Annotated in this window: 15 protein-coding genes and 1 pseudogene; 5 read left to right on the top strand and 11 right to left on the bottom strand. The window is 72.1% G+C overall.

Going from position 1 to position 20,672, the window contains the following annotated elements; genetic code table 11:
* Nucleotides 1–47 precede the first annotated feature (47 nt).
* From ACWFRB_RS24635 to ACWFRB_RS24620, 4 genes are all read right to left on the bottom strand, one after another.
* Nucleotides 48–1,496, bottom strand: coding sequence for an aldehyde dehydrogenase (locus ACWFRB_RS24635; RefSeq protein WP_452643857.1), 1,449 nt, complete (start codon nt 1,494–1,496; stop codon nt 48–50).
* A gap of 87 nt (nt 1,497–1,583) precedes the next feature.
* A complete protein-coding gene (locus ACWFRB_RS24630; protein WP_452643856.1) occupies nt 1,584–2,786 on the bottom strand; it encodes a phosphotransferase family protein in 1,203 nt (400 codons plus the stop codon).
* A 117-nt stretch (nt 2,787–2,903) separates the two neighbouring features.
* Nucleotides 2,904–3,788 carry an ROK family protein gene (locus tag ACWFRB_RS24625; RefSeq protein WP_452643855.1) on the bottom strand — a complete coding sequence of 295 codons (885 nt, stop codon included), beginning with the start codon at nt 3,786–3,788 and terminating at the stop codon, nt 2,904–2,906.
* Nucleotides 3,789–3,871: 83 nt separating this feature from the next.
* Nucleotides 3,872–4,642 carry a class I SAM-dependent methyltransferase gene (locus tag ACWFRB_RS24620; protein WP_452643854.1) on the bottom strand — a complete coding sequence of 257 codons (771 nt, stop codon included), beginning with the start codon at nt 4,640–4,642 and terminating at the stop codon, nt 3,872–3,874.
* A gap of 138 nt (nt 4,643–4,780) precedes the next feature.
* Between ACWFRB_RS24620 and ACWFRB_RS24615 the strand changes: the two genes are divergently transcribed.
* Nucleotides 4,781–6,019 carry a glycosyltransferase family 4 protein gene (locus ACWFRB_RS24615; protein ID WP_452643853.1) on the top strand — a complete coding sequence of 413 codons (1,239 nt, stop codon included), beginning with the start codon at nt 4,781–4,783 and terminating at the stop codon, nt 6,017–6,019.
* Here ACWFRB_RS24615 and ACWFRB_RS24610 read toward each other — a convergent pair.
* The gene (locus ACWFRB_RS24610; RefSeq protein ID WP_452643852.1) at nt 5,942–7,765 is read right to left on the bottom strand and encodes a hypothetical protein; all 1,824 of its coding nucleotides are present in this window, start codon (nt 7,763–7,765) and stop codon (nt 5,942–5,944) included. The two genes, ACWFRB_RS24615 and ACWFRB_RS24610, sit on opposite strands and share 78 nt — an antisense overlap.
* 6 nt (nt 7,766–7,771) lie before the next feature.
* On the opposite strand from ACWFRB_RS24610, the gene ACWFRB_RS24605 reads away from it, so the two are divergent.
* Complete coding sequence (locus ACWFRB_RS24605) at nt 7,772–8,974, top strand: polysaccharide biosynthesis protein (protein ID WP_452643851.1); 1,203 nt, start codon at nt 7,772–7,774, stop codon at nt 8,972–8,974.
* On the opposite strand, the gene ACWFRB_RS24600 is transcribed toward ACWFRB_RS24605, so the two are convergent.
* Nucleotides 8,971–9,726 carry a Mut7-C RNAse domain-containing protein gene (locus ACWFRB_RS24600; protein ID WP_452643850.1) on the bottom strand — a complete coding sequence of 252 codons (756 nt, stop codon included), beginning with the start codon at nt 9,724–9,726 and terminating at the stop codon, nt 8,971–8,973. The genes ACWFRB_RS24605 and ACWFRB_RS24600 overlap by 4 nt on opposite strands.
* Before the next feature lie 91 nt (nt 9,727–9,817).
* Entirely contained in the window at nt 9,818–10,993 is a 1,176-nt protein-coding gene (locus ACWFRB_RS24595; RefSeq protein WP_452643849.1) for a DUF3068 domain-containing protein, read from the bottom strand.
* Here ACWFRB_RS24595 and ACWFRB_RS24590 point away from each other — a divergent pair.
* Nucleotides 10,908–12,245, top strand: a pseudogene (locus ACWFRB_RS24590) (acyltransferase family protein); the annotation flags it as partial. The gene ACWFRB_RS24595 and the pseudogene ACWFRB_RS24590 overlap by 86 nt on opposite strands.
* Before the next feature lie 23 nt (nt 12,246–12,268).
* Here ACWFRB_RS24590 and ACWFRB_RS24585 read toward each other — a convergent pair.
* The 4 genes from ACWFRB_RS24585 to ACWFRB_RS24570 all read right to left on the bottom strand — a co-directional run bounded on the left by ACWFRB_RS24585 (nt 12,269) and on the right by ACWFRB_RS24570 (nt 18,635).
* The gene (locus ACWFRB_RS24585; protein WP_452643848.1) at nt 12,269–16,702 is read right to left on the bottom strand and encodes an alpha-(1->3)-arabinofuranosyltransferase domain-containing protein; all 4,434 of its coding nucleotides are present in this window, start codon (nt 16,700–16,702) and stop codon (nt 12,269–12,271) included.
* A 37-nt stretch (nt 16,703–16,739) separates the two neighbouring features.
* Nucleotides 16,740–16,910, bottom strand: a complete 171-nt coding sequence (locus ACWFRB_RS24580) for a DUF2613 domain-containing protein (protein ID WP_077040203.1) — start codon at nt 16,908–16,910, stop codon at nt 16,740–16,742.
* An 83-nt stretch (nt 16,911–16,993) separates the two neighbouring features.
* Nucleotides 16,994–18,100 (bottom strand): isochorismate synthase, encoded by a 1,107-nt coding sequence (locus ACWFRB_RS24575; protein WP_452643847.1) that lies wholly within the window; start codon nt 18,098–18,100, stop codon nt 16,994–16,996.
* Between the two features lie 67 nt (nt 18,101–18,167).
* The gene (locus ACWFRB_RS24570) at nt 18,168–18,635 is read right to left on the bottom strand and encodes a universal stress protein (protein ID WP_452643846.1); all 468 of its coding nucleotides are present in this window, start codon (nt 18,633–18,635) and stop codon (nt 18,168–18,170) included.
* A gap of 139 nt (nt 18,636–18,774) precedes the next feature.
* On the opposite strand from ACWFRB_RS24570, the gene ACWFRB_RS24565 reads away from it, so the two are divergent.
* Nucleotides 18,775–19,905, top strand: a complete 1,131-nt coding sequence (locus ACWFRB_RS24565; RefSeq protein WP_452643858.1) for a glycoside hydrolase family 3 N-terminal domain-containing protein — start codon at nt 18,775–18,777, stop codon at nt 19,903–19,905.
* A gap of 127 nt (nt 19,906–20,032) precedes the next feature.
* On the top strand, nt 20,033–20,626 hold the full coding sequence (locus ACWFRB_RS24560; RefSeq protein ID WP_452643845.1) for a TetR/AcrR family transcriptional regulator: 594 nt from the start codon (nt 20,033–20,035) through the stop codon (nt 20,624–20,626).
* The last annotated feature ends 46 nt before the right edge of the window (nt 20,627–20,672 follow it).

The raw sequence follows: 20,672 nt of genomic DNA, 5'->3' as shown, positions 1-20,672 counted from the left end.
CGCGAACCGAATGGTTCGCGGGGCCGTTCTGCGTTGTCCTTTGCCGATCAGGCGCCGTAGCCGGGCGGCATCAGGATGGACTTGAGCTCGCAGTACTCGTCCAGGCCCTCGGGGCCGTTCTCGCGGCCGATGCCGGAGTTCTTGTAGCCGCCGAACGGCGATCCGGGATCGAAGGCGTACCAGTTGATTCCGTAGGTGCCGGTGCGGACCTGCTTGGCGACCTCGAGACCCTTCTCGATGTCCGTGGTGTACACCGAGCCGGCCAGACCGTAGTCGGAGTCGTTGGCGATCGCGATCGCCTCCTCGACGGTGTCGTAGGCGATCACCGACAGGACGGGTCCGAAGATCTCCTCGCGCGCGATCGTCATCGAGTTGTCGACGTCCGCGAAGATGGTCGGCTCGACGAAGTAGCCCGTCTCCAGGCCGGCAGGCACGCCGCCGCCGACGACGACGCGGGCGCCCTCCGCCTTGCCCTTCTCGATGTAGCCGAGGACCTTGTCACGCTGCGCGGCGGTGATGATCGGGCCGAGCTGCGCGGCCGGGTCGTCCGGCATGCCCATCGGCATGAAGCCGGCGAAGTTGGCCATGGCCTCGACGATCTCGTCGTAGCGCGAGCGCGGCGCCAGGATGCGGGTCTGGCCGACGCAGGCCTGGCCGGAGTTCATCAGGCCGGACAGCACCAGCATCGGCATGGTCGCCGCGACGTCCATGTCCTCGAGCAGGATCGCGGCGGACTTGCCGCCGAGCTCGAGCGAACAACGCTTGAGGTTCTGCGCCGCGATCGCGCCGATCTTGCGGCCGACGGGGCTGCTGCCGGTGAAGGTGATCTTGTCGACGTCGGGGTGCGAGACGAGGTACTCGCCGGTCTCGGCGCCGCCGGGGACGATGGACAGCACGCCGGCGGGCAGACCGGCCTCGGCGAAGATCTCCGCGACGAGGTTGGCGTTCATCGGGGTCTCCGGCGCAGGCTTGACCACGATGGCGCTGCCGGACATGATGGCCGGCGCCAGCTTGTTGATCAGCAGGAACAGGGGGACGTTCCATGCGATGACGGCGGCGACGACACCGACCGGCTCGCGCAGGACCTTGCAGACGCCGAACGGTCCGGTGCGCTCCTCTTCCCAGGGGAACGACTCCGCCAGCGCCGCGTAGCTGTTCAGCACGGCGAGCGTCGGGGTCTTCTGCATGAGTTCGACGCTGGCACGCGGCGCGCCCATCTCGGCCGAGATCACCGTGGCCAGTTCGTCGGCGCGCTCCTCGATCAGCTTCGCCGCCTTGACGAGGATCTCGGCGCGCTGCGCCGGAGTGGTCTGCGGCCAGGGGCCGGTCTCGAGTGCGGTGCGGGCGGCGGCGATCGCGGCGTCGATGTCGGCCGGGGCGGCGACCGGGACGCTGCCCACCCGCTCCTCGGTCGCGGGCGAGAACACCTCGAGGCGCTCGTCGGTGGCGGGAGCCACCCACTGCCCGCCGATGTAGAGCTTGTCGTAATCAGTCATGAGTGCTTCCTTGCTGGTCTGTTCGGGGTCCGTCGTGAAGGGGCAACGCGGGTTACGTCGGTGGTCCTCCTCGGTGAAGGTTGTCCATCAGCGCACCTGCGCCCAGTACGTGTCGTCGAGCATGGCCTCGAGTGCCTTGCGGTGCAGGATCATGTCGTCCGGGTCCGCCGGGCGCTCGGACTGGCCGAATGCGATCGCGCGGCTCTGCACCCGGAACATGACGATGGCGTGCCGCAGCGCGGCGTAGAGGCAGTAGTAGTCCAGGTTCTCCGGCTGGTGCCCGGTGAGTTCGCGGTAGCGCGCGGCCATGTCCTCGCGGCGCATGAAGTCGGGCAGGCCGGGCAGCCCGGCCATCGTGGTGAGGTCCTCGAAGAACCTGTGCAGGAAGATCATCCACGCCAGGTCCATCTCGCGCGGGCCGATCGCGGCCATCTCCCAGTCGAGCACGGCCACCGGCGTGAAGTCGCGGTACATGACGTTGCCGATCCGGGAATCGCCCCAGCACAGCACGGCGGGGGAGTCGTCGGCGGGCACGTTGGCCTCGAGCCGGTCGAGGCAGCGCTCGATCAGTGGCGACCGCGGCCCGTCCGCCGTCGCCCACTCGTAGTAGCCGCGCTGACGGGCCAGGTGTGCCCGGAACGACTGCTCGGCGGTGGGGCCGGCGTCGTGCAGACGCAGGAACGGGAAGTGCTCCAGTGGATCCGGGATCGAGTGCAGCCCGACCAGGATCCCGACGGACGAGTCCTGCAGGGTGCGGCGCTGCTCCTCGGTGGCCTCGGTGACCCAGGAGCCGAAGTTGTAGGGCATCACGTCGGGCGGCACGTCGCCGTCGATCCGCTGCATGACGAAGAACGGGGCGCCGAGCGGACCGGCATCCGGCTCGGACCAGTAGGCGGCGGGGACGGGGACGTCGGACAGCTCGCCGACGGCCTTCATCGCCGCGAACTGGGTGCCCATCTCGTAGCTCGGGAAGATCGGCATCGAGGAGGCGCCCGGCTCGACGCGTGCGACCAGTTGATGGGTGCGGCGGGTACCCGGCTCCGCGCCGGCAAGCGGGTCTGTGGCGGATTCGGTCCAGGTCGCGTCGAACAGGATGGTCTCGCTGGACATGCCGTTCGCGGCGGGGAGTCGCACGTCGGAGACCACGGGATCGGCACCGTCGGGCAGCCTGCCCGTCAGCCATTCCTGGAGCTCGCGGCCCAGTTCGGCGGTGTCGCGTTGTGATCCGGTTGGGCGGGCGACCTCGGCAAAATTCTCGCCGTTGTCCTGGGTGGTGTCGGCTGTACTCACGGTGCCCTCATTCGTCGTCAGGGGTGTGGTGAGAAGCACACTAGAACACGTTACAGAACTTCCGGGCGCAAATCAGCCCCCTTTTCGTGTCAGGCTTGAACGAAACCGGGATCGCGGCTAATTGCCGAGTGTCAGGGCGCCCGCACCGACCAAGGTGGCGCGCCCGCCGAGCTCCGCGGGCACGATCCGGAGTCCCCGGGTGAAGGACAGGCCGGCATGGGCCGCCGCGGCCTGTCGCATCGCCTCCCACATCGGCGGGCCGGACTGCGCGAAGCCGCCCCCGACCACCGCGAGGTCCAGGTCCAGCAGCGCGGCGGCGGAGGCGATCGCCACCCCGACCGCGGTCCCGGACCTGCGCAGCGCCGCCAGCGCGATCGCGTCGCCCGCCTGCGCGGACTCCGAGAGCTCGAGCCCGGTCGAGCCCGCCCAGCCCTGCGCGTTCGCCCACCGCACCGACGAGGGTCCGCTGGCCACCGCCTCCAGGCAGCCGGTGCCGCCGCACGCGCAGGCGATGTCCTCGGCGCCCGGCACCACCACGTGCCCGATGTGGCCGGCGTTCCCGGTGCGGCCGCCGACGGGCAGGCCGCCGAGCAGCACCCCGCCGCCCACCCCGGTGGAGACGATCATCCCGAGCATGTCGGGGGTCCCGCGGCCCGCACCGAAGCGGTACTCGCCGAGCGCGGTGCAGGTCCCGTCCATCGCCATCCGGACCGGTACCCCGGGGAACAGCTCGCGCACCGCGTCGACGATCGGGAAGTCGCGCCAGTCGGCGATGTTCAGCGGGCTGACCGTGCCTGCCTCGACGTTCACCGGCCCCGCGGAGGCGATCCCGACGCCGGTGATCGTGTGCGCATCGGCGACCGCGCGCAGCAGCGTCGCGGCGGAGTCCCACACCCCGGTGGCCGGGGTCGGGCTGCGCTTCTCGGCGAGCAGCTCACCGTCGGGTGAGATCAGTCCCGCCGCGAGCTTGGTGCCGCCGATGTCGAGGGCGAGTCCGGTCATGGCCAAGAAGCGTAGGCGGCTGCGCCGCCCGTGCGTGGTTGACGAGTCCAGACACTCATCAACCACGCACGGGCGCGTAGCGCCTACTTCTTGCGCAGCACCACGACGAGGTTGCTCACCAGCAGTTCGCGCAGGCCGGGGATGCGGACCATCCACCAGGCCCAGCGCGGGTGGTACCGCGGGAACGCCGCGAGCCGCTCGCCGTCCGCAGTCGTGCGCGCCCAACGCAATCCGTCGGCCGCCCCGACGTCGAAGAGCGACACCCCGAACCGGTTCTTGGGCTCGCGGCCGTTCCTGCGCGCGTAGCGGCGGGCGGCGTACTCGCCCCCGAACACGTGCCAGGGGCCGGTCTCGTGCCCGCCGAACGGTCCCCACCAGAGCGTGTACGAGAGCACCATCAGTCCGCCCGGCTTGGTGACCCGCAGCATCTCGTCGGCCATCGTCCATGGCTCCGGCACGTGCTCGGCGACGTTGGAGGAGAAGCAGATGTCGACGCTGTCGTCGCGGAACGGCAGTGCCATCCCGGATCCCCTGATCGCGCCGCCGACCGTCAGCCCCGCCGCGTGCATCTCGGTCGGGTCCGGCTCGACCGGGATGTAGCGCGCGCCTGCTCGGTGGAAGGCCTCCGCGAAGTAGCCGGGACCGCCGCCGACGTCGAGTACGGTCCGACCGGTCAGGTCCTGACCGGTCATCCCGGCGTACAGGTCCTCGATCAGCTCCAGTGAATCTCGTGCCAACGCGCCGTAGAAGAGGTCCGGGTCGTCCTGCTCGTGGCGGAAGTCGCTGAGCAGGCCGACGGACCGGCGGAGGGTGGCCCGGCGGGCGAAAATGCGGGTCACGGGAAGGGCGGTCACGGGTAGGAACCATAGCGGCCGCGCCGAGGCGCACGGATCGACGGATCACCGTAGCGGACACAAGCGCGCTGCGCAGCGGTTATTGTGTCCTCCTGACCGCCACCGCGGCCGTAGCCATCCGAAACAGGAGTTGTGACCGTGCGCGAGGTTCTGCTGTTGTGCTGGCGTGACAGCGGGCACCCGCAGGGCGGCGGCAGCGAACGGTACCTGGAGCAGGTCGGGGCCGGACTCGCCGAGCAGGGCATCAAGGTCACGCTGCGCACCGCCCGCTACCGGGGCGCGCCGCGCACGGACACCCTCGACGGCATCGCGATCAGTCGCGGCGGCGGACGGCTGACCGTCTACCCGCGGGCGCTGGCCGCCATCGCGCTCGGTCGCCTCGGCATCGGCCCGCTCAAGGGCGTGCGCCCGGACGCGGTGATCGACACCCAGAACGGCATCCCCTTCTTCGCGCGCGCGGTCGCGGGCGCCCCGGTCACGGTCCTGGTGCACCACTGCCACCGCGAGCAGTGGCCGGTGGCCGGACGACTGATGGCGCGCGTCGGCTGGTGGGTCGAGTCCACCCTGTCGCCGCGGGTCCACCGCCGTAACCAGTACCTGACGGTGTCGCTGCCCTCCGCGGAGGAGCTCACCGCGCTCGGCGTCGACCGGGAACGGATCGCGGTGGTGCGCAACGGCGCCGACTCGGTCCCGCCCGCCGTGCGGATCGGGTCCGACGACACCCGCACCGAACACCCCAGCGTGTGCGTGCTCTCGCGGCTGGTGCCGCACAAGCAGATCGAGGACGCCCTCTCCGCCGTCGCGACGCTGCGCCGCGACACCCCCGGCCTGCGCCTGGACGTGATCGGCGGCGGCTGGTGGGAGGAGAACCTCCGGGACCGCGCGCACGAGCTCGGCATCGCCGACGCCGTCACCTTCCACGGGCACGTCCCCGAGGAGCGCAAGCACGAGCTGCTCTCCCGGGCCTGGGTGCACGTGATGCCCTCGCGCAAGGAGGGCTGGGGTCTCGCGGTGATCGAGGCCGCCCTGCACGGCGTCCCGACCGTCGGCTACCGCAGCTCGCGCGGCCTGACCGATTCGATCATCGACGGGGTCACCGGGTCACTGGTCGGCGGCGACGAAGTCGCGGACAGCGACGTCGCGGACCTGACCGAGGCGGTGGAGTCCCTCCTGGTGGACGCCGAGCGGCGCACCGAGCTCGGCGAGAAGGCCCGCGCGCGGGCAGCGGAGTTCTCCTGGGGGCAGACCGCGTCCGGGGTGCGCACCGTGCTGTCGGCGTCGGCCGCAGGGCGGCCCGTGTCAGGACTGATCGGCGCGGCCCCTGCCGTGGCGGTCGCGGGCCCGGTGGGCCAGGAGTCCCAGCGCGCTGCCGGCTAGCAGCGCCGCCCACACCAGGTGGGCCGCGACGGAGACCGCGCGGCGCGCGGGTTCGGCGGCGGTCACTTCGACAGTCCCGGACACCCAGTACAGCGACAACTCCCCGTCGGCGTACACCTCGTCGAGCTGATCGAGCGTGCGGCGCGACTGCCCCAGCGGGCCGGGGGTGCCGTGCTCGACCAGCACCCACCGCACCCCCAGGCGCGCGAGGCTCTCCGCGTCTTCGCCTGCGAGCAGCAGCCGTTCGACGTCGCGGGCCCTGTTGCCCTCGCCCTCGACGGTGCCCTCCGCGACGATCAGCTCGCCGGTCTGCAGCACGTCCTCGGGCAGCATCCGCGGCGCCGGGTCGAGGACAGGGGCGTCGCCGCTGTAGGGGAAGAGCCGGAACATCCCGGCGGGCAGCACCGCGACGTCGCCGGCCTCGTCGGCGGCTCGCAGCTGCGAGGCGACGCGCTCCCAGGACGCCGGATAGTGCACCGGCCGCAGCGCCCCGCCCACCCCCCATGCCAGGTCGGGCAGCGCGATCAGCACCGCGACGATCCCGACCACGGCGGCGAGACCAGAACGACCCTGCCCGGCGGTGGCCGTGCCGAACACCCGACCGCCGAGCCGGGCCAGTGCCCCGGCCCCGGCCGCCGCGGCAAGCGCGTAGAACGGCGTCGCCAGCGCCACCCACTTCTGTGCGTCGCGCAGCAGCCCGGCACCGGGCACCCGGGTCGCCGCCCATTCGCCCGCGGTCAGGCCCCAACCGGTGGCGGCCAGCGCGGGCAGCAGGACCGCCGCGGCCGCGACCACGGCCAGCGCCGCGATCACCGGGTTGCCGCGGCGCCGCCACAGCGCCGGCAGCCCGCACGCGACCACCGCCAGCAACACCACCGTCCCGACCAGGGCGAAGATCCCGGTCCTGGTCGCGGGGACCGCCGTGGAGTTCCAGATCCCGCCGAGCCCGGCCAGGCTGCCGAGCGTCCCCAGTCCCGGCTCGGCGCGCGCGGCGAATGCCGCCACCCCCGCCGGGTCCGATCCCTGTGCCCCCGCGCCGGAGAGCGCCGTCGCGGTCAGCCACGGCGCCGACGCCGCCACCGCCAGCGCGGCGGCCACCGCCAGCCGCGACCATCGCGCGCCCGCGCCGCCGGGAAGGGCCAGCAGCACCGCGGTCAGCGTGGTCGCCAGCAGCGCGCCGGTGGGGGTGAGCCCGGCGGCCGCAAGCGTCAGCCCGAGCGGGCACCACGACCGCGGCGACCACGTCACGGGCGAGCGCCGCAGGCGCAGCGCGGCGAGCACCGTCCACGGCAGCGCCGCGTACCCGGTCAGCAGGCTCCAGTGGCCCTGCAACAGCCGCTCGGCCACGTACGGGTTCCACAGCAGCACCGTCGAGGCCAGCAGCTGCGGACCGAGTCCGGCCGTCGGGAGCAGTGCGGCGACCATCCGGGCCGCGCCCCACCCCGCGAGCCACAGTGCCGACAGCAGGATCGCCTTCACCACCAGGCCGCCGTCCACGACCGACGTCAGCGCGGCGATCAAGGCGTCCTGGGGGACCGCGCGCGCGGCGGCGTCCGTCAGCCCCAACGCCGAATCGGTCAGGTACGAGCGTGGGGTGCTCACCGCGTCGCGCAGCAGGAGGTATCCAGGGCCGAGCAGCGGCCCGAGGACGAGCGTCGCGAGCGCCAGTGAATACAGCGCGGGAACGGCCCGGGTGAGCCCCGCGGGCCGCGCGATCATGGTCCCGACGATAACGGGTGCGATCATGGGCGGATGACACCTCGCCCCGCCGCCACCTCCGCGGTGGCCGGGATGACGATGGTGACGATCGGCTCGATGACCGCGAATCTGGCCTCGTACGTGCTGGCCCTGCTCGCCAGCCGTTGGCTGGGGCCGGCGGGCTACAGCGAGTTCGCGAGCCTGCTCGCTGCCCAGTTGGTCCTCGCCGTGCCCGCGCTGGCCCTGCAGACGGTGGTCGCCCGCGAGGTGGTGCTCGGCGACGGCGATGCGGCGTTGCGCGGCCTCGGCCGCCGGTGCGCGGTGATCGTCGCGGTGATCGCCGCGGCGCTCGTGGTCCCGGTGGCGGCGGTGCTGGACACCGGGGTCGGTGCGACGGCCGCCGCGCTGCTCACGGCGCCGCTGCTGGTCCTGCTGGCGACCGAACAGGGAATCCTGCAGGGACGCGGCCGGTTCGGTGAGCTGAGCGTGATCCTGGCCGCCACGGGCATCGCGAAGGTGGTGCCCGCGGTCGCGGCCCTTGCGATCGGCTGGGGGGCGGGCGCTGCGCTGACGGTGGCGGCGATCGGGACCGGCGCGGTGGCGGCGGGCGCCAGGGTCCTCGTCGGCCGCGAGGGCGCGATCGCCGGTGCCGAGCGGGCCGTTCCTGTCGGGGTCGCGGCGGTGCTGCGCGCCTCGCAGGTCCAGCTGGCACTGATCGCACTGTCCTCGGCGGACCTGCTGCTGACCCGGGTGGTGCTCGACGAGTCGCAGGCCGGGCAGTACGCGCTGGGTGCGGTGGCGACGAAGGCGGCCTTCTGGCTGCCCGCCGCGGTCGGGGTGGTGCTGTACCCGCGGATGGCCAGCCCGACGCACTCGGCGCGCGCGGTGCGCTCGGCGCTCGGCGTGCTGGTGGGGCTCGGCGCGGTAACGGTCGCGGGCGTCGCGCTGGTCGCGCCGCTGGCGCCGCTGCTGGTGGGGCAGGCCTACGCGCCGGTGCAGGGCCTGCTGTGGTTGTTCGCGCTCGACGGCGCGTGCCTCGCGGTGCTGCAGGGGGCACTGCTGTCGGCGATCGCCCGCGAGCGCACCCGGCTGGCGCTGGCCGCGTGGGTGGCGCTGGCGGTGGAGGTCGCCGCGATACTGGGCCTCGCCTCGACGATCCGGCAGTTGATCACGATCGCGGTGGTCACGGCCGCGCTGGCGGCGGCGGTGGTGAGCGTCGCGGCCCTGCGCGGCGCCGACCGCGCCCCGGAAAACTAGAGCCGCACCCCGACCGCGGCCAGGCGGCGGCGCAGTCGCACCAGGTGGCTGCCCGGCCAGTACAGCCGGCCGCAGGAACCGCAGCGGCTGAACTCGCGCTGTTCGCGGGCCACGCCCGCCGGTACCAGTCCCGCCGCGACCCGCCTCGGCACCCGGGCGACGGGCCCGTTGCAGCGGGCGCACCGGGTCAGCGGCGCGATCCGCGCATCGAGCTGGAACCGGTCCAGCACCTCGCGGAGCTGCCGACGCGGGTCGGTCTCGTGCAGGAAGGCGCCGCGGAGCAGGGCCGCGCGTTTGAGCAGACCGATGTCGCGGGTCAGTACCGTCCGGTGCTCGCTCAGCGAGAGCGCGAGCAACTCCTCGTCCGCGAAGTCGTTGCGGTACAGGCAGTCGAAGCCGAGCAGGCGGAGGTAGGAGGCGAGCCGGCCCAGGTGCACGTCGGCAGCGAACCGCGGCTCCCGCAGCGGCAGCGGGCGCAGCCGGGTGAGGCCGTCCAGGTCGAAGCGTTCGAACACCGGGTAGACCGCGACCCGTTCGCCGCCGCGCAGCCGGTGCCCGAATCCGACGGAGTCGCCGTCGACCAGGATCAGGTCGACCTCGGTGTGCGGCACCCCGAGCGACTCGATCCGGTCCTTCACCGTCGGGGTGCCGTCGAAGTCGTGCGGGACGTCTCGCTTGCGCAGCGCGGGCGGCAGGAAGTCGTTCAGCTCCTCGTAGAAGCGGAACTCGCAGCGGTGACGGGTCGGACTCATGTGCGCGCTCTCGGCTACCGCCCAACCTACGCTCGGCAACGCAAAGGGCCCGCACTCGAGATGAGTGCGGGCCCTTTGGTTGTCTGCTTGCCTACAGGCGGGTGGTCGGGGGGTCCTGGTCGCGGGTGTCGACGGCCGGGAACTCCTCCGTCTTGTCCGAGGTCCAGTCGTGACGCGGGAACTGCTCGGTCTCCGCGTTGCCGGAGTCGTACGCGTCGTGCGCGGGGCCGCTCGGGGCGGTGTCCGTGCCGTTCGCGGTGGCGGGGGTCTTCGGTCCGCTGCCTCCGCGGACGCCGAGGAAGATGCCTGCGATCAGGGAGATCAGGCCGAGGATGCCGAGGATGATCGGCAGGGTGCGGCCGAACATGGACAGCTTGTCCGCGCCGTCCTTGGCCTGGCCGATCTGGTACTCGATGGTGTCCTCGTTGAACGGCAGCGTCGCCTTGATGACCGTCACCTCGGGCTTGTCGGCCGAGCGGGCGTAGTACTGGTAGAGCTTCTCCTGGCCCTTGACGACGACGCCGGTGACCGGGTCGGCCCAGATGTCGCGCTCGTTGGCGTACCAGCGGGTCATGGTGACCGGCGCGTCGCCGCCCTCGACGCCCCAGACGGCGGCGGGCAGGGTCAGCTTGTTCGTCGGCGAGGCGACGACCTTGGACAGGTCGACCGGCTTCACCGTCTGGTTGTAGTGGTACACCTTCATCCCGTTGATCTCCGTCTCCTCGACGAAGTTGATGTCCTGGGTGGCACGGGCGTTGAGGTCGAAGTACGGGTATGCCTGCTGCTCGGCGTCGAACGGCCACTTGTACTGCAGGCCGGTGTGCTCGACCTCGTCGGCGGGCTTGTCGGGCTGCGTCTGGATCGACCCGATCGGGTCCTGGATCGGCATCGAGCTGACCCGGTCCAGGGTGACGGTGTCGACGCTCGCGGTCAGCAGGCCGGTGTCGCCCTGCTTGTCGGTGCGGCGCAGCGTCTGGCCGGCCTGGACGGTGATCTTCTCGGCGTCGGACGGGTCGACGACGGTGACGTAACGCTGGGCGACCAGCGGGACGTTGTTGTTGACGACGGCCTTACCTGCGGTGAGTGACTTCGAGTCGAGGACGTCGCCGATACCCTCGGCCACAGTGGTGACCTCGAGGTCGAGCGGTGTCTTCTTCAGCTTGCCGACGGTGTACGTCGGGATGAGGACAGCGGCCGCCAATAGGAAAGCGCCGAGCCCCACCAGGATGCAGGCAAGTGTCCTGCTCGGCCCTGAGCGTCCCGCCATGCTGAATCTCCTTCGTCAATCATTGTCAGCCCGAGGTGCTGCCATGGGCGGCACCGATCGCAGAGCGTCCGGGTTGCGACACTCAGTGAGCCAGACAGTAACAGTGTCCAGTCTCCGATTGCGCTGGCACGCCGTATTTTGGGTCCGCGGCACCCGGGTGTCCTCCTCGGACACGCCGAGGCTGGGGCACACTGGTCGGCAAATGAGTAGCGAGGCTTTCCACCCCCAGCAGGTCGTGTCAGCACCGCGCGGGTTCATCCCCGCGTTGGAGGGCATGCGGGGGTTCGCCGCGCTCGGTGTGCTGGTCACCCACGTCGCATTCCAGACAGGTGCGACGGGTGATCCGGTGCTCGGCCGCATCTGGGGCCGATTCGACATGGCGGTGGCGTTGTTCTTCGCGCTGTCCGGGTTCCTGCTGTGGCGTCCGCACGCGGCGGCGGCCCGCGGACTGGGCTCGTCCCCGCCGGTCGGGCGGTACCTGCTGCACCGCGCCGCCCGCATCCTTCCCGCCTACTGGGTGGCGGTCGTGCTGATCCTGCTCTTCCTCCCGGAGGCGGGCGGCGGGCTGCAGGTGTGGCTGGCGAACCTGGGCCTGGCCCAGGTGTTCGTGCCGCTGACGCTGACCGGCGGGCTGACCCAGATGTGGAGCCTGTCGGTGGAGGTCGCGTTCTACGTGCTGCTCCCGCTGATCGCGCTGGCGTTCGTCGGGCTGCGCGGGGCGAGCGCCCGACTGCGGATCCCGGTGCTGCTCGGTGCGGCGGTGCTCTGCCTTGGCTGGGTCTTCGTGCCGGTGCCAACGCCGGACGCCATCCACTCCGACAACTGGCTGCCCGGATACCTGCCGTGGTTCGCGGCGGGCATGGTGCTGGCCGAACTCGCGCTGCTGGTCGACAGCCCGGCGCACCGGCTGGCGCGGCGGCGCGTCCTGATGGCGGCGATCGCGGTGGTCGCATTCGCGCTCTCGTGCACGGATCTCGCTGGGCCGGAAGGGCTCACGCGCGCCGAGCCGTGGCAGTACTCGGTGAAGATCGCGTTGGGCGCGGTGCTCGCGTTCGCGCTGCTGGCGCCGCTGGTGCTCGGCGACACCGAGAAACACCGGATCCTGGCGAGCCCGCTCGCGCTCGCGGTCGGGCGCTGGTCCTACGGGCTGTTCATCTGGCACCTCGCGGTGCTGTCGATCATCTTCCCGGTGTTCGGCATCGTGCCGTTCAGCGGGAGTTTCGTGTTCGTGCTCGTGGTGACGACCTGCCTGAGTCTGGCCGTCGCCTCCGCGAGCTACGCGTTGGTCGAGGAGCCGACCCGTCTCGCGTTGAAGAACTGGGAGAGCCGCCGCAAGGCCAGGGTGGCGCGGGGCGAGGCGGCCAGCGGCAACGCGGCCAGCCCCACCGCGACCACCGCGATCAGCGCCGGGAGCTGAACGAGCACCGAGTGGCCGACGTAGCCGTCGGGCGCCCGCCACGGCCCGGTGGACAGCAGGGCTGCGCTGAGCATGCCGCCAACCCCGGCGATTCCGACCAGGATGCGCGCGGCACTCGCAGGCCCGCGTCGCACGTGCAGGACCAGCGCCAGGCCGGTCACCAGCGCCGCGGCGATCGTGCCCGGCAGTCCGGCGATCACCGTCGCCAGCGCGAGTAGCCCGAGATAGCCGACGGTGACGGCGTGCCAGGTCCGCGGCGCCGGGCCTGCGGCCACGCGTCGACGGGCGGGGAGAACCGCAAGTAACAGCAGCGGGATCAGCAGCAGGAGGCCGCCGAAGATGCCGAGCCGGTACCAGCGGTCGGTCGGGAACTCGAGGACGACGGTGCCGTCGGTGCCCGCGGGCACGATCCAGCCCTGCTGCCAGCCGTTGACGACGACCGGCGTCAGCTCGGTGCCGTCCGGTGCGGTGGCGACCCAGCCGATGTTGTGGGACTCCGGCACCACCAGCAGCTGGTCGCCGCCGGGGGCGGCCACCCGCAGTGCCCGCTGGTTGGGGGTCCAGCCGTCGGTGGGCACGCGGACGACGTCCTGCGCCGCGGGCGCGGCTACGGTTCCGACCGCGGGGGTGGCGGCGAGCTGCAGTCCGTCGACGAAGAATGCGGCGCCGGGCGCGACGGTGACGTCCTGACGCCCGGCGGGCAGTGCGATCGCGGTTGCCGCGGGCGCATCGGGATCGACTGCGGTGCTCTCGGTTTCGTCGACGTCGCCGGTGTCGTCCGCGCACATGGTCGCGGGCACCGGCGCGCCGGAGCGCAACTGCCCCACCGTCGCGGTGACGGAGGCGCGCAGCGTCCGTCCGGCGAGCGAGAGCGTGGGCCCGTCGGCGCAGCCGACGGTGACAGTCCGGTCGGTGGGCCTTTCCTCGACCCCGGTGCCGGGCACCACCAGCTCGGTTCCGTCCTCGGTGGTGGTGAGGACGCCGATCTCCGCGAGCCCGGCGGGCTGCACCTTCGCGAAGCCGAGGGCGGTCTGGTCGAGAACGTCCTCCCAGTCGACCAGGCTGAGCACGATGCGGTCGGTGACGGCGGGCTCGAGGCGGATCGGTTCGTCGTCGGTCAGCTCCCGGACCTGGGGGCCGGTGCCGAGGTCGACCGCGACGGTGGTCGGGGCCGCGGGGAGGGCGCCGAGGCTCGGCGTCAGATTCAGCCCGGTGACCAGCGTCGGCTCCGGAAGAGTCACCGTCAGAGTCGGTTTCGCGTCCTTGCCGCTTGTGGTGTCCTCGGATGCGGTCCATGCCGTGCGGGGGTCACCGTCGGTGGCGGCGAAGGCGGACCCGCGCAGGTCGCCCACCGCGGCCTGCCCGACGGCCTGCGCGCGGCCGGGCTCGGCGAGCAGCGCGTCGAGCGCCGGGCCCTGCCGGGAGCGCAGGAACAGCTGCGGCGTCACCTCGGTGGGTGCCGGTACGGACAGGGTGCGCTGGAAGGTGCCCGGCTCCTCCGGGGCGAGGCCGAGTCCCCGGCTGCACCGCACCCGGTCCGGGGCCTCGACGCAGCCGGTCCGGCCGGGCAGTTCCTGGCCGAGGTCCCAGCCCGCGACGGTCGCGCCGGCAGGGGCGGGCGGCAGCACGGTGCGGAACCGGATCGGCACCGGCACCGGGGCGTCGCGATCGGAGAAGTCCTCGACGGAGATCTCGCTGACACCGAACTGGGTGCCCACCGAGCCGTCCTCGGTCTTGGTCGCGGTGATCTTGAGCCAGTCCGTCTTGCCGGTCGGCAGGGACACCGGGATCACCTCGCCCGGCTTGCCGACGCGGACGGCGGTGCTGCCGTTGGGTGTGGTCACCTCGAGCTGCTTGACGGGCACGCCGAGCGCCCCGGGGCTGGTCCGCAGTTTCAGCAGGCCGCTGGTCACGGGCGCGTCGAAGTCCAGTCGGATCCACTGTCCGAGAGCGCTTTCCAGGCCGTTGCTGAACCAGCCGGTCGCCGGGTCGCCGTCAACGGTGGCCGCAGGACCGCTGCCGGGGGCGGTGCCGCCGAGTTGGGTGGCGTCGGCGGCCGAGCTGGACACCGTGATCCGCGCGCCGTCCCATTCGCCGGTGACGAGCGGGGCTCCCGGTACCGGGTAGTCCGGCACCAGGTTGTGGGTTCGCCGCGGGTCGTCGGGGGTGCGCAGTGCCGAGCTGTGGTTGTCGACCTGGCCGTAGTCGGTCTCGCGGTCGGTGGGGGTGTCCGTCACGACCACCGAGTCCACCGGCAGTCCGGCTCGCTCGGCGTCGGTGGCCAGCAGCACCGGGCCTGCGGGCAGGTCGAGGCCGGAATCGCCGAGTCCGCGTCGGGCGGCGAAGCGCTGCAACGATTCCGGTCCGCCCTGCACCCTCGGCGTCCCGTTCAGGTCCACGGTGTACGGGCCGGATCCGATGACCGCGGCGGGCCGCGTCGGGCCGTTGACCCGGTAGATCTCGACGGCCGGGTACCGAGGCCGCAGGTCGCTGTCGGTGACCAGCCCCTCGACCTCGCCCGCGCCGATGTCCTCACCGAACTGCGCGACCTTCTCCAGTCCAGGCGACCCGTCGATCGCCTGGTGGACCAGCGCCGGACGGGTGGAGCGGGACGTCTCCGGGTCCAGGTCGTTGCGCACCACGACATAGCCGATGCCCTGTCCAAGGAGGGTTTCCGCCAGGCCTGCCGATGGGCTGCCGTCCGCGATGAGGCGCTGCACGGAGTCCAGCGCGCGGATGGCGCCTGGCGGCACGAGCGGCACCGCGTCGCGCACCGCCCATGGGGTGGCGGCCAGCGCCTGCATCGGCTCGTCCCTGGTCAGCCCCCACACCTGGCTGGCGAACGGGGCGCCGGGCACCAGCAGTGCGCGCTGCGCGTCGGACCCGTCGGGGGAGGTGCCTGCCGCGTGTTCGCCGAGCCAGTCCGCGGCCTCGTGCCAGTACCCCGGCACCTCCGGGTAGGCGCCGCGGGGCGCGAGCTTGCCGGTCCAGGCCAGCGAGGTCGCCAGCGTGAGCGCGACCAGGATCAGGCTGGTCAGCGCGACCATCGGCTGGCGCTCGGGGTGTGCGAGCGCGGTCCGCCAGCGGGCGCCGGGGACCGACCCCGGCAGCGGGACCTTCGCGAGAAGGTGCGCGAGACCGAGGACCAGCGGCAGCCGGACCAGCGGCTCGAGCTTGTGCACGTTGCGCAGCGGGGCGCCGCCGGAGTCGAGGAACACCCGGACCTGCTCGGCGATGGGAGAGCCGAGGTCGCCGACGTAGCCTGCCGCCAGGCCCGCCAGCCCGACGAACAGGATCAGCGCCAGCCTGCCCTTGGCCGGCATCGAACGCATCGCCAGGCCTGCCAACCCGGCGGCGGCGATCAGCCCGGTCGCGAGGACCGCGGCGGGCTGGGTGACCAGCACCGCGCCCGCGATCCGCTCGGGTGAGACGAACGGCGTCCAGCTGTCGGTGCCGCGCAGCACCTCAGCCAGGTTCGTCCACTGGGTGGTGACCCCGGACGACTCGATGTAGTCCAGGAACGGGGGGCTGACCTTGCCGAGCAGCAGCAGCGGCACCATCCACCACGCCGTCGCGACCAGGCACAGCGGGATCCACCACGCGGTGAAGACCAACCAGCGCCGGTTCGGGCGGTGCGCGGCCCACCACAGGGCTGCGACCAGGCACGCGGCCGCCGTGGCGACGGCGTTCACCGAGCCCATCAGCGCGACCGCGAGCGCCGACTGCGCGGCGAGCCGCGCCGGTGAGTACTTCTGGTCCCCCTTGGGGCCGGAAGGACTCACGAGCGACGACGTCGCCAGGATCACCGGCAGCAGCACCCAGGGCGCCAGCATCATCGGCAGGGTCTCGGAGGAGATCGACCCGAGGGTGGTCAGGACCCGCGGCGACAGCGCGAATGCCACGGCCGCGATGATCCGGGAGCTGCGACTGCCGATGCCGAGGGCCTCGGCGACCCGGATGATGCCCCAGAAACCGGCGATGAGCAGCAGCGCCCACCAGATGCGCTGGGTGATCCACGGCGGGATGTGTGCGAGCTCGCCGAGGCTGAAGAAGGCGCCGTGCGGGAAGAAGTACCCGTAGGCCTGGTTCTGCACCTGGCCCAGCGGCGCCTGGCTACTCCACTGGTGCGACGCGCGCTCGAGGAACCCGAGCGGGTTCTGGGTGAGGTCGAACTTGGTGTCGGCGACCAGCTGGCCCGGGGCCTGCAGGAACGCCAGAAGAAACGCTATGGCGGAGGCGCCGAACAGCCACTGACGGGTCAGTGGGGCGTTGTTCGGCGCCTCGGACGCCAAGACAGAAGGAGTGCGGGAACTCGCGCTTCCAGCGTTCTTAACGGCTGCCGTACTCAACCTGGTTCAGCAGGGAGGAATCGGCGTTGCCGCTGCGGTCGATGTCCGGACGAGTGTTGTCCGACGCGGCTGCAGTAACCCCGAAGACGGCGCCCAGACCGAGCACCGCACCGATCACTGCGCTTGCCACACCGGGGACAAGGAACTTCATCTCGGATCTCCCATTTGCTACTGACCGGAAACGTCTCGCGTCAAGGTATCACCTGGGACCCGACGGTCGGGTTCGCTTACCGGTTACGCGCCGCGGTCGGCCGGCTGGGGGTCGACGCCCAGCGCCCCGAGCAGGGTGCGGAGCTTCGCGGAGGTCTCGGCCAGCTCGGAGTCGGGGTCGGAGGCGGCCACGATCCCGCCGCCCGCCCACGCCCGCGCGCGCAGCCCGTCCGCGTCGATCTCGGCGCAACGGATGGCCACCACCCACTCGCCGTCGCCGTCCCGGTCGCACCAGCCGGCGGCGCCGCCGTAGAACCGGCGCGGCTCCTCGCACTCGCGGATCGCGACGATCGCGCCGTCGGTGGGGGTGCCGCCGACGGCGGGCGTCGGGTGCAGCAGGCGGGCCAGCTCCAGCGCGGACGGACCCGGATCGCGCAGCACGCCGACGATCGGGGTGCCCAGGTGCCACACCGCGGGGGTGCCGATCAGCCGAGGTGACTGCGGGACGGTCAGTTCCGTGCAGACCGGTTCGAGGACGGAGCGGATCCACTCGGTCACGAAGGCGTGCTCGGACCGGTTCTTCGCCGAGGCCAGCAGCCGCTGCCCCTCGGCGCGGTCCTCGTCGGGGTCGGCGTGCCGAGGGGCGGTGCCGGCCAGCGGGAAGCACTCGACGTCGCGGCCGGTGCGGCGCAGCAGCAGTTCGGGGCTGGCCCCGACCAGCGCGTGCCCGGCGTAGCCGTTGCCCGCGGGCGACAGGTCGACGCCGAAGCCGTTGCCCGCGTGATCCCGCGACACCAGCCGGGCCAGCAGCGACCACGGGTCGACGGGCGTGGGGGCCGAGAGCACCACCGAGCGCGCCGCGACCACCTTCTGCAGGTCGCCGTCGCGGAGCCGGTCGATCAGGCGGGCCACCCGGCGCAGGTGCTCCGCGGGCGCGGGCAGTTCCTCGGTCAAGCGCACGGTCGGCAGCGCGGGGAGCGATTCCGGCCGCCACGGGCCGTCGGTGAAACGCGCGGTCTCCGGCGCGGTCAGCGCGGCGGGCCCGGCTGGGTCGAACGGCAGCGCGCCGACCACGAGCGGCACGTCACCCCGCGCGAGAGCCTCGGCGGCGGCATCGATCTCGTGGAACCGTTCCCGGCTCCCGGAGGTGCGCAGGGTCCGGTCGGCGCGGGAGAGCAGGAAACCGTCCATCGGTTCACGACGATAGTCCCGCGCCCGAGCGACGGCCTGCCCGGCCGGTGGCTCGGTGCCCGTTGCCCTATCGGCCCGGCGGGACGATCAACACGGGCCGGTGGCTGTGCCGCAGGACGTGGTCGGCAACCGAGGACTGCAGCAGGGACCGCAGTCCGGTGGTGCCGCGGGTGCCGGTGACGATGATGTCCGCGTTCAGTTCGTCGGCGGCTTCGACGATGGTGGTCCAGATGGTGGTGACGCACTCCACTGTCCTGCCCTCGGCGTTGAGTCCAGCGCCCCGCGCCAGATCCAGGCCCTCGATGTTGACGGCCTTGGCGTCGGTCAGTGCGATGTCCTCGGACTCCTCGTCCGGAACCCACTCCGGCTGCATCACGCCGGACAGCCCGGACATCCTGGCGGCCTGGCGGACCATCGGTTCCCATGCCGTCATCACCACGGCCCGCTCGGCGCTGAGAAAGCGGCCGGCGTATTCGATTGCGCGCTTGGCGTTGTCGGAGCCGTCGTAGGCGATGAGCATCAGATCTGCGGGCATCGAGACCTCCTCGTTTCGGGGGCGATCCACCTCTCACGCTACCCGTTGGAGGGTGTGGTGGACGGGGGATCTGTCCTACGCTCGAACGGTGAAGATCACTCGAGTGCCCCGCGCCGTCGCCGTCGTCCTCGGTCTCGGGATGCTCGTGTCCTGCGGCAGCACCGCGACGGACACCACGCCGTCGCCCTCCGCCGCGCCTTCCCCGTCGGCGGTGCCCGAGCGGGATCTCGTCACCGGCGCGAGGGATCAGACGCTGCCTGCCCACTGCGGTGCGGACTTCCTCGCGTCCCTGACGGGGCGGCAGAAGCTGGCGCAGCTGCTCAATGTGGGTGTGACCGGGACCGCCGACGCGGTCGAGGTGGTGCGGAAGGAACAGATCGGCGGCATCTTCATCGGCAGCTGGACCGACGAGTCGATGCTGGCGAGCAAGCAGGTGCCGCAGGTGGAGGCCGTGGCGAAGGTGCCGCTGATGGTCAGCATCGACGAGGAGGGCGGCCGGGTGTCGCGGGTCGCGGACCTGCTCGGCGAGGATCCGCCGCCGCGCACCGTGGCGGAGACGATGACGCCCGAGCAGACCTACGAGTTGGCGCTGGAACGCGGGCGGGGCCTGCGGGGTCTCGGCATCACCGTCGACTACGCCCCCGTCGTGGACGTCAGCAGCCAGCCCGCGGACTCGGTGATCGGGGACCGTTCGTTCAGCGACGACCCGGACGTCGTCACCCAGTACGCGGGGGAGTACGCCCGCGGCCTGCGCGACGCGGGTCTGCTGCCGGTGATCAAGCATTTCCCGGGACACGGTGCGGCGTCGGGTGATTCGCACACCGGTGCCGTCACCACGCCGCCGCTCGACCAGTTGCAGACCCGCGACCTGGTGCCGTTCCGTGAGCTGGTGGACACCGGCGTCGGGGTGATGGTCGGGCATCTGGAGGTGCCCGGGCTGACCGCACCTGGCGTGCCCGCGAGCATCAGTCCCGCCGCGATGAACCTGCTGCGGACCGGGACCGGCTACGGCGCGCCCGCCTTCGACGGACCGATCTTCACCGACGACCTCAGCGGCATGCGCGCGATCACCGACAAGCTCGACACCCCGCAGGCGGTGGCGGCGGCCCTGACCGCGGGCGCCGATGTCGCGCTGTGGCTGACCACCGACGAGGTGCCCGAGGTCCTCGACCACCTCGAGGAGCTGGTGGCCTCCGGCAAGCTCAGTCAGCAACAGGTGGACGATTCCGTGTTGCGGGTGGCGCGGGCCAAGGGCGTCGTCACCTGCTAGCGACGGCTTCTTCCAGGGGGCGCAACCGGCCGCGTGCGGGCGCAACGGGCGGATCCGGCAGAATGTAGGACGTCAATCGATCTACTTACTCTAGAGTAAGATAAAGGGTCTTACCTCTGGAGGGCACATGGCTGGCGGGACCAAACGGCTACCTCGGGCGGTTCGCGAGCAACAGATGCTCGACGCCGCGGTCGAGGTGTTTTCCGTCAACGGGTTTCACGACACGTCGATGGACGCGATCGCCGCTGCCGCGCAGATCTCCAAGCCGATGCTCTACCTGTACTACGGCTCCAAGGAGGAGCTGTTCGCGGCCTGCATCCACCGCGAGGGCCTGCGCTTCGTCGAGGCGATCACGCCCGCGGGCGACCCCAGCCTGTCCCCGCGCGAGCAGCTGCGGGCCGCCCTGGTCGGGTTCCTCGGCTTCGTCGATCAGAATCGCTCGTCCTGGATGGTGCTCTACCGGCAGGCGATCGGTCAGCAGGCGTTCGCAGGCCAGGTGCGCGGTTCCCGCGACCGCCTGATCGAGCTCACCGCCAAGCTCCTCGAATCGAGCACCAAGGATCCCGACGAGGGGACCGACTTCTCCATCATGGCCGTGGCCCTGGTCGGCGCGGGCGAGGCCGTCGCGGACCGGATAGCGGGCGGGGAGATCGCCGTGAACGCCGCGGCCGACCTGCTCGAGAGCCTGGCCTGGCGCGGACTGTCCGGCAAGAAGAAGTAGGCGCTGCGCGCCCGTGCGCGGTTGACGAGTCCAGGGACTCGTCAAC

It is taken from the genome of Rhodococcus sp. NPDC055112, from assembly GCF_053607505.1.
The sequence above is the reverse complement of the archived record's forward strand: the minus strand, read 5'-3'. Positions and strand labels throughout refer to the sequence as shown.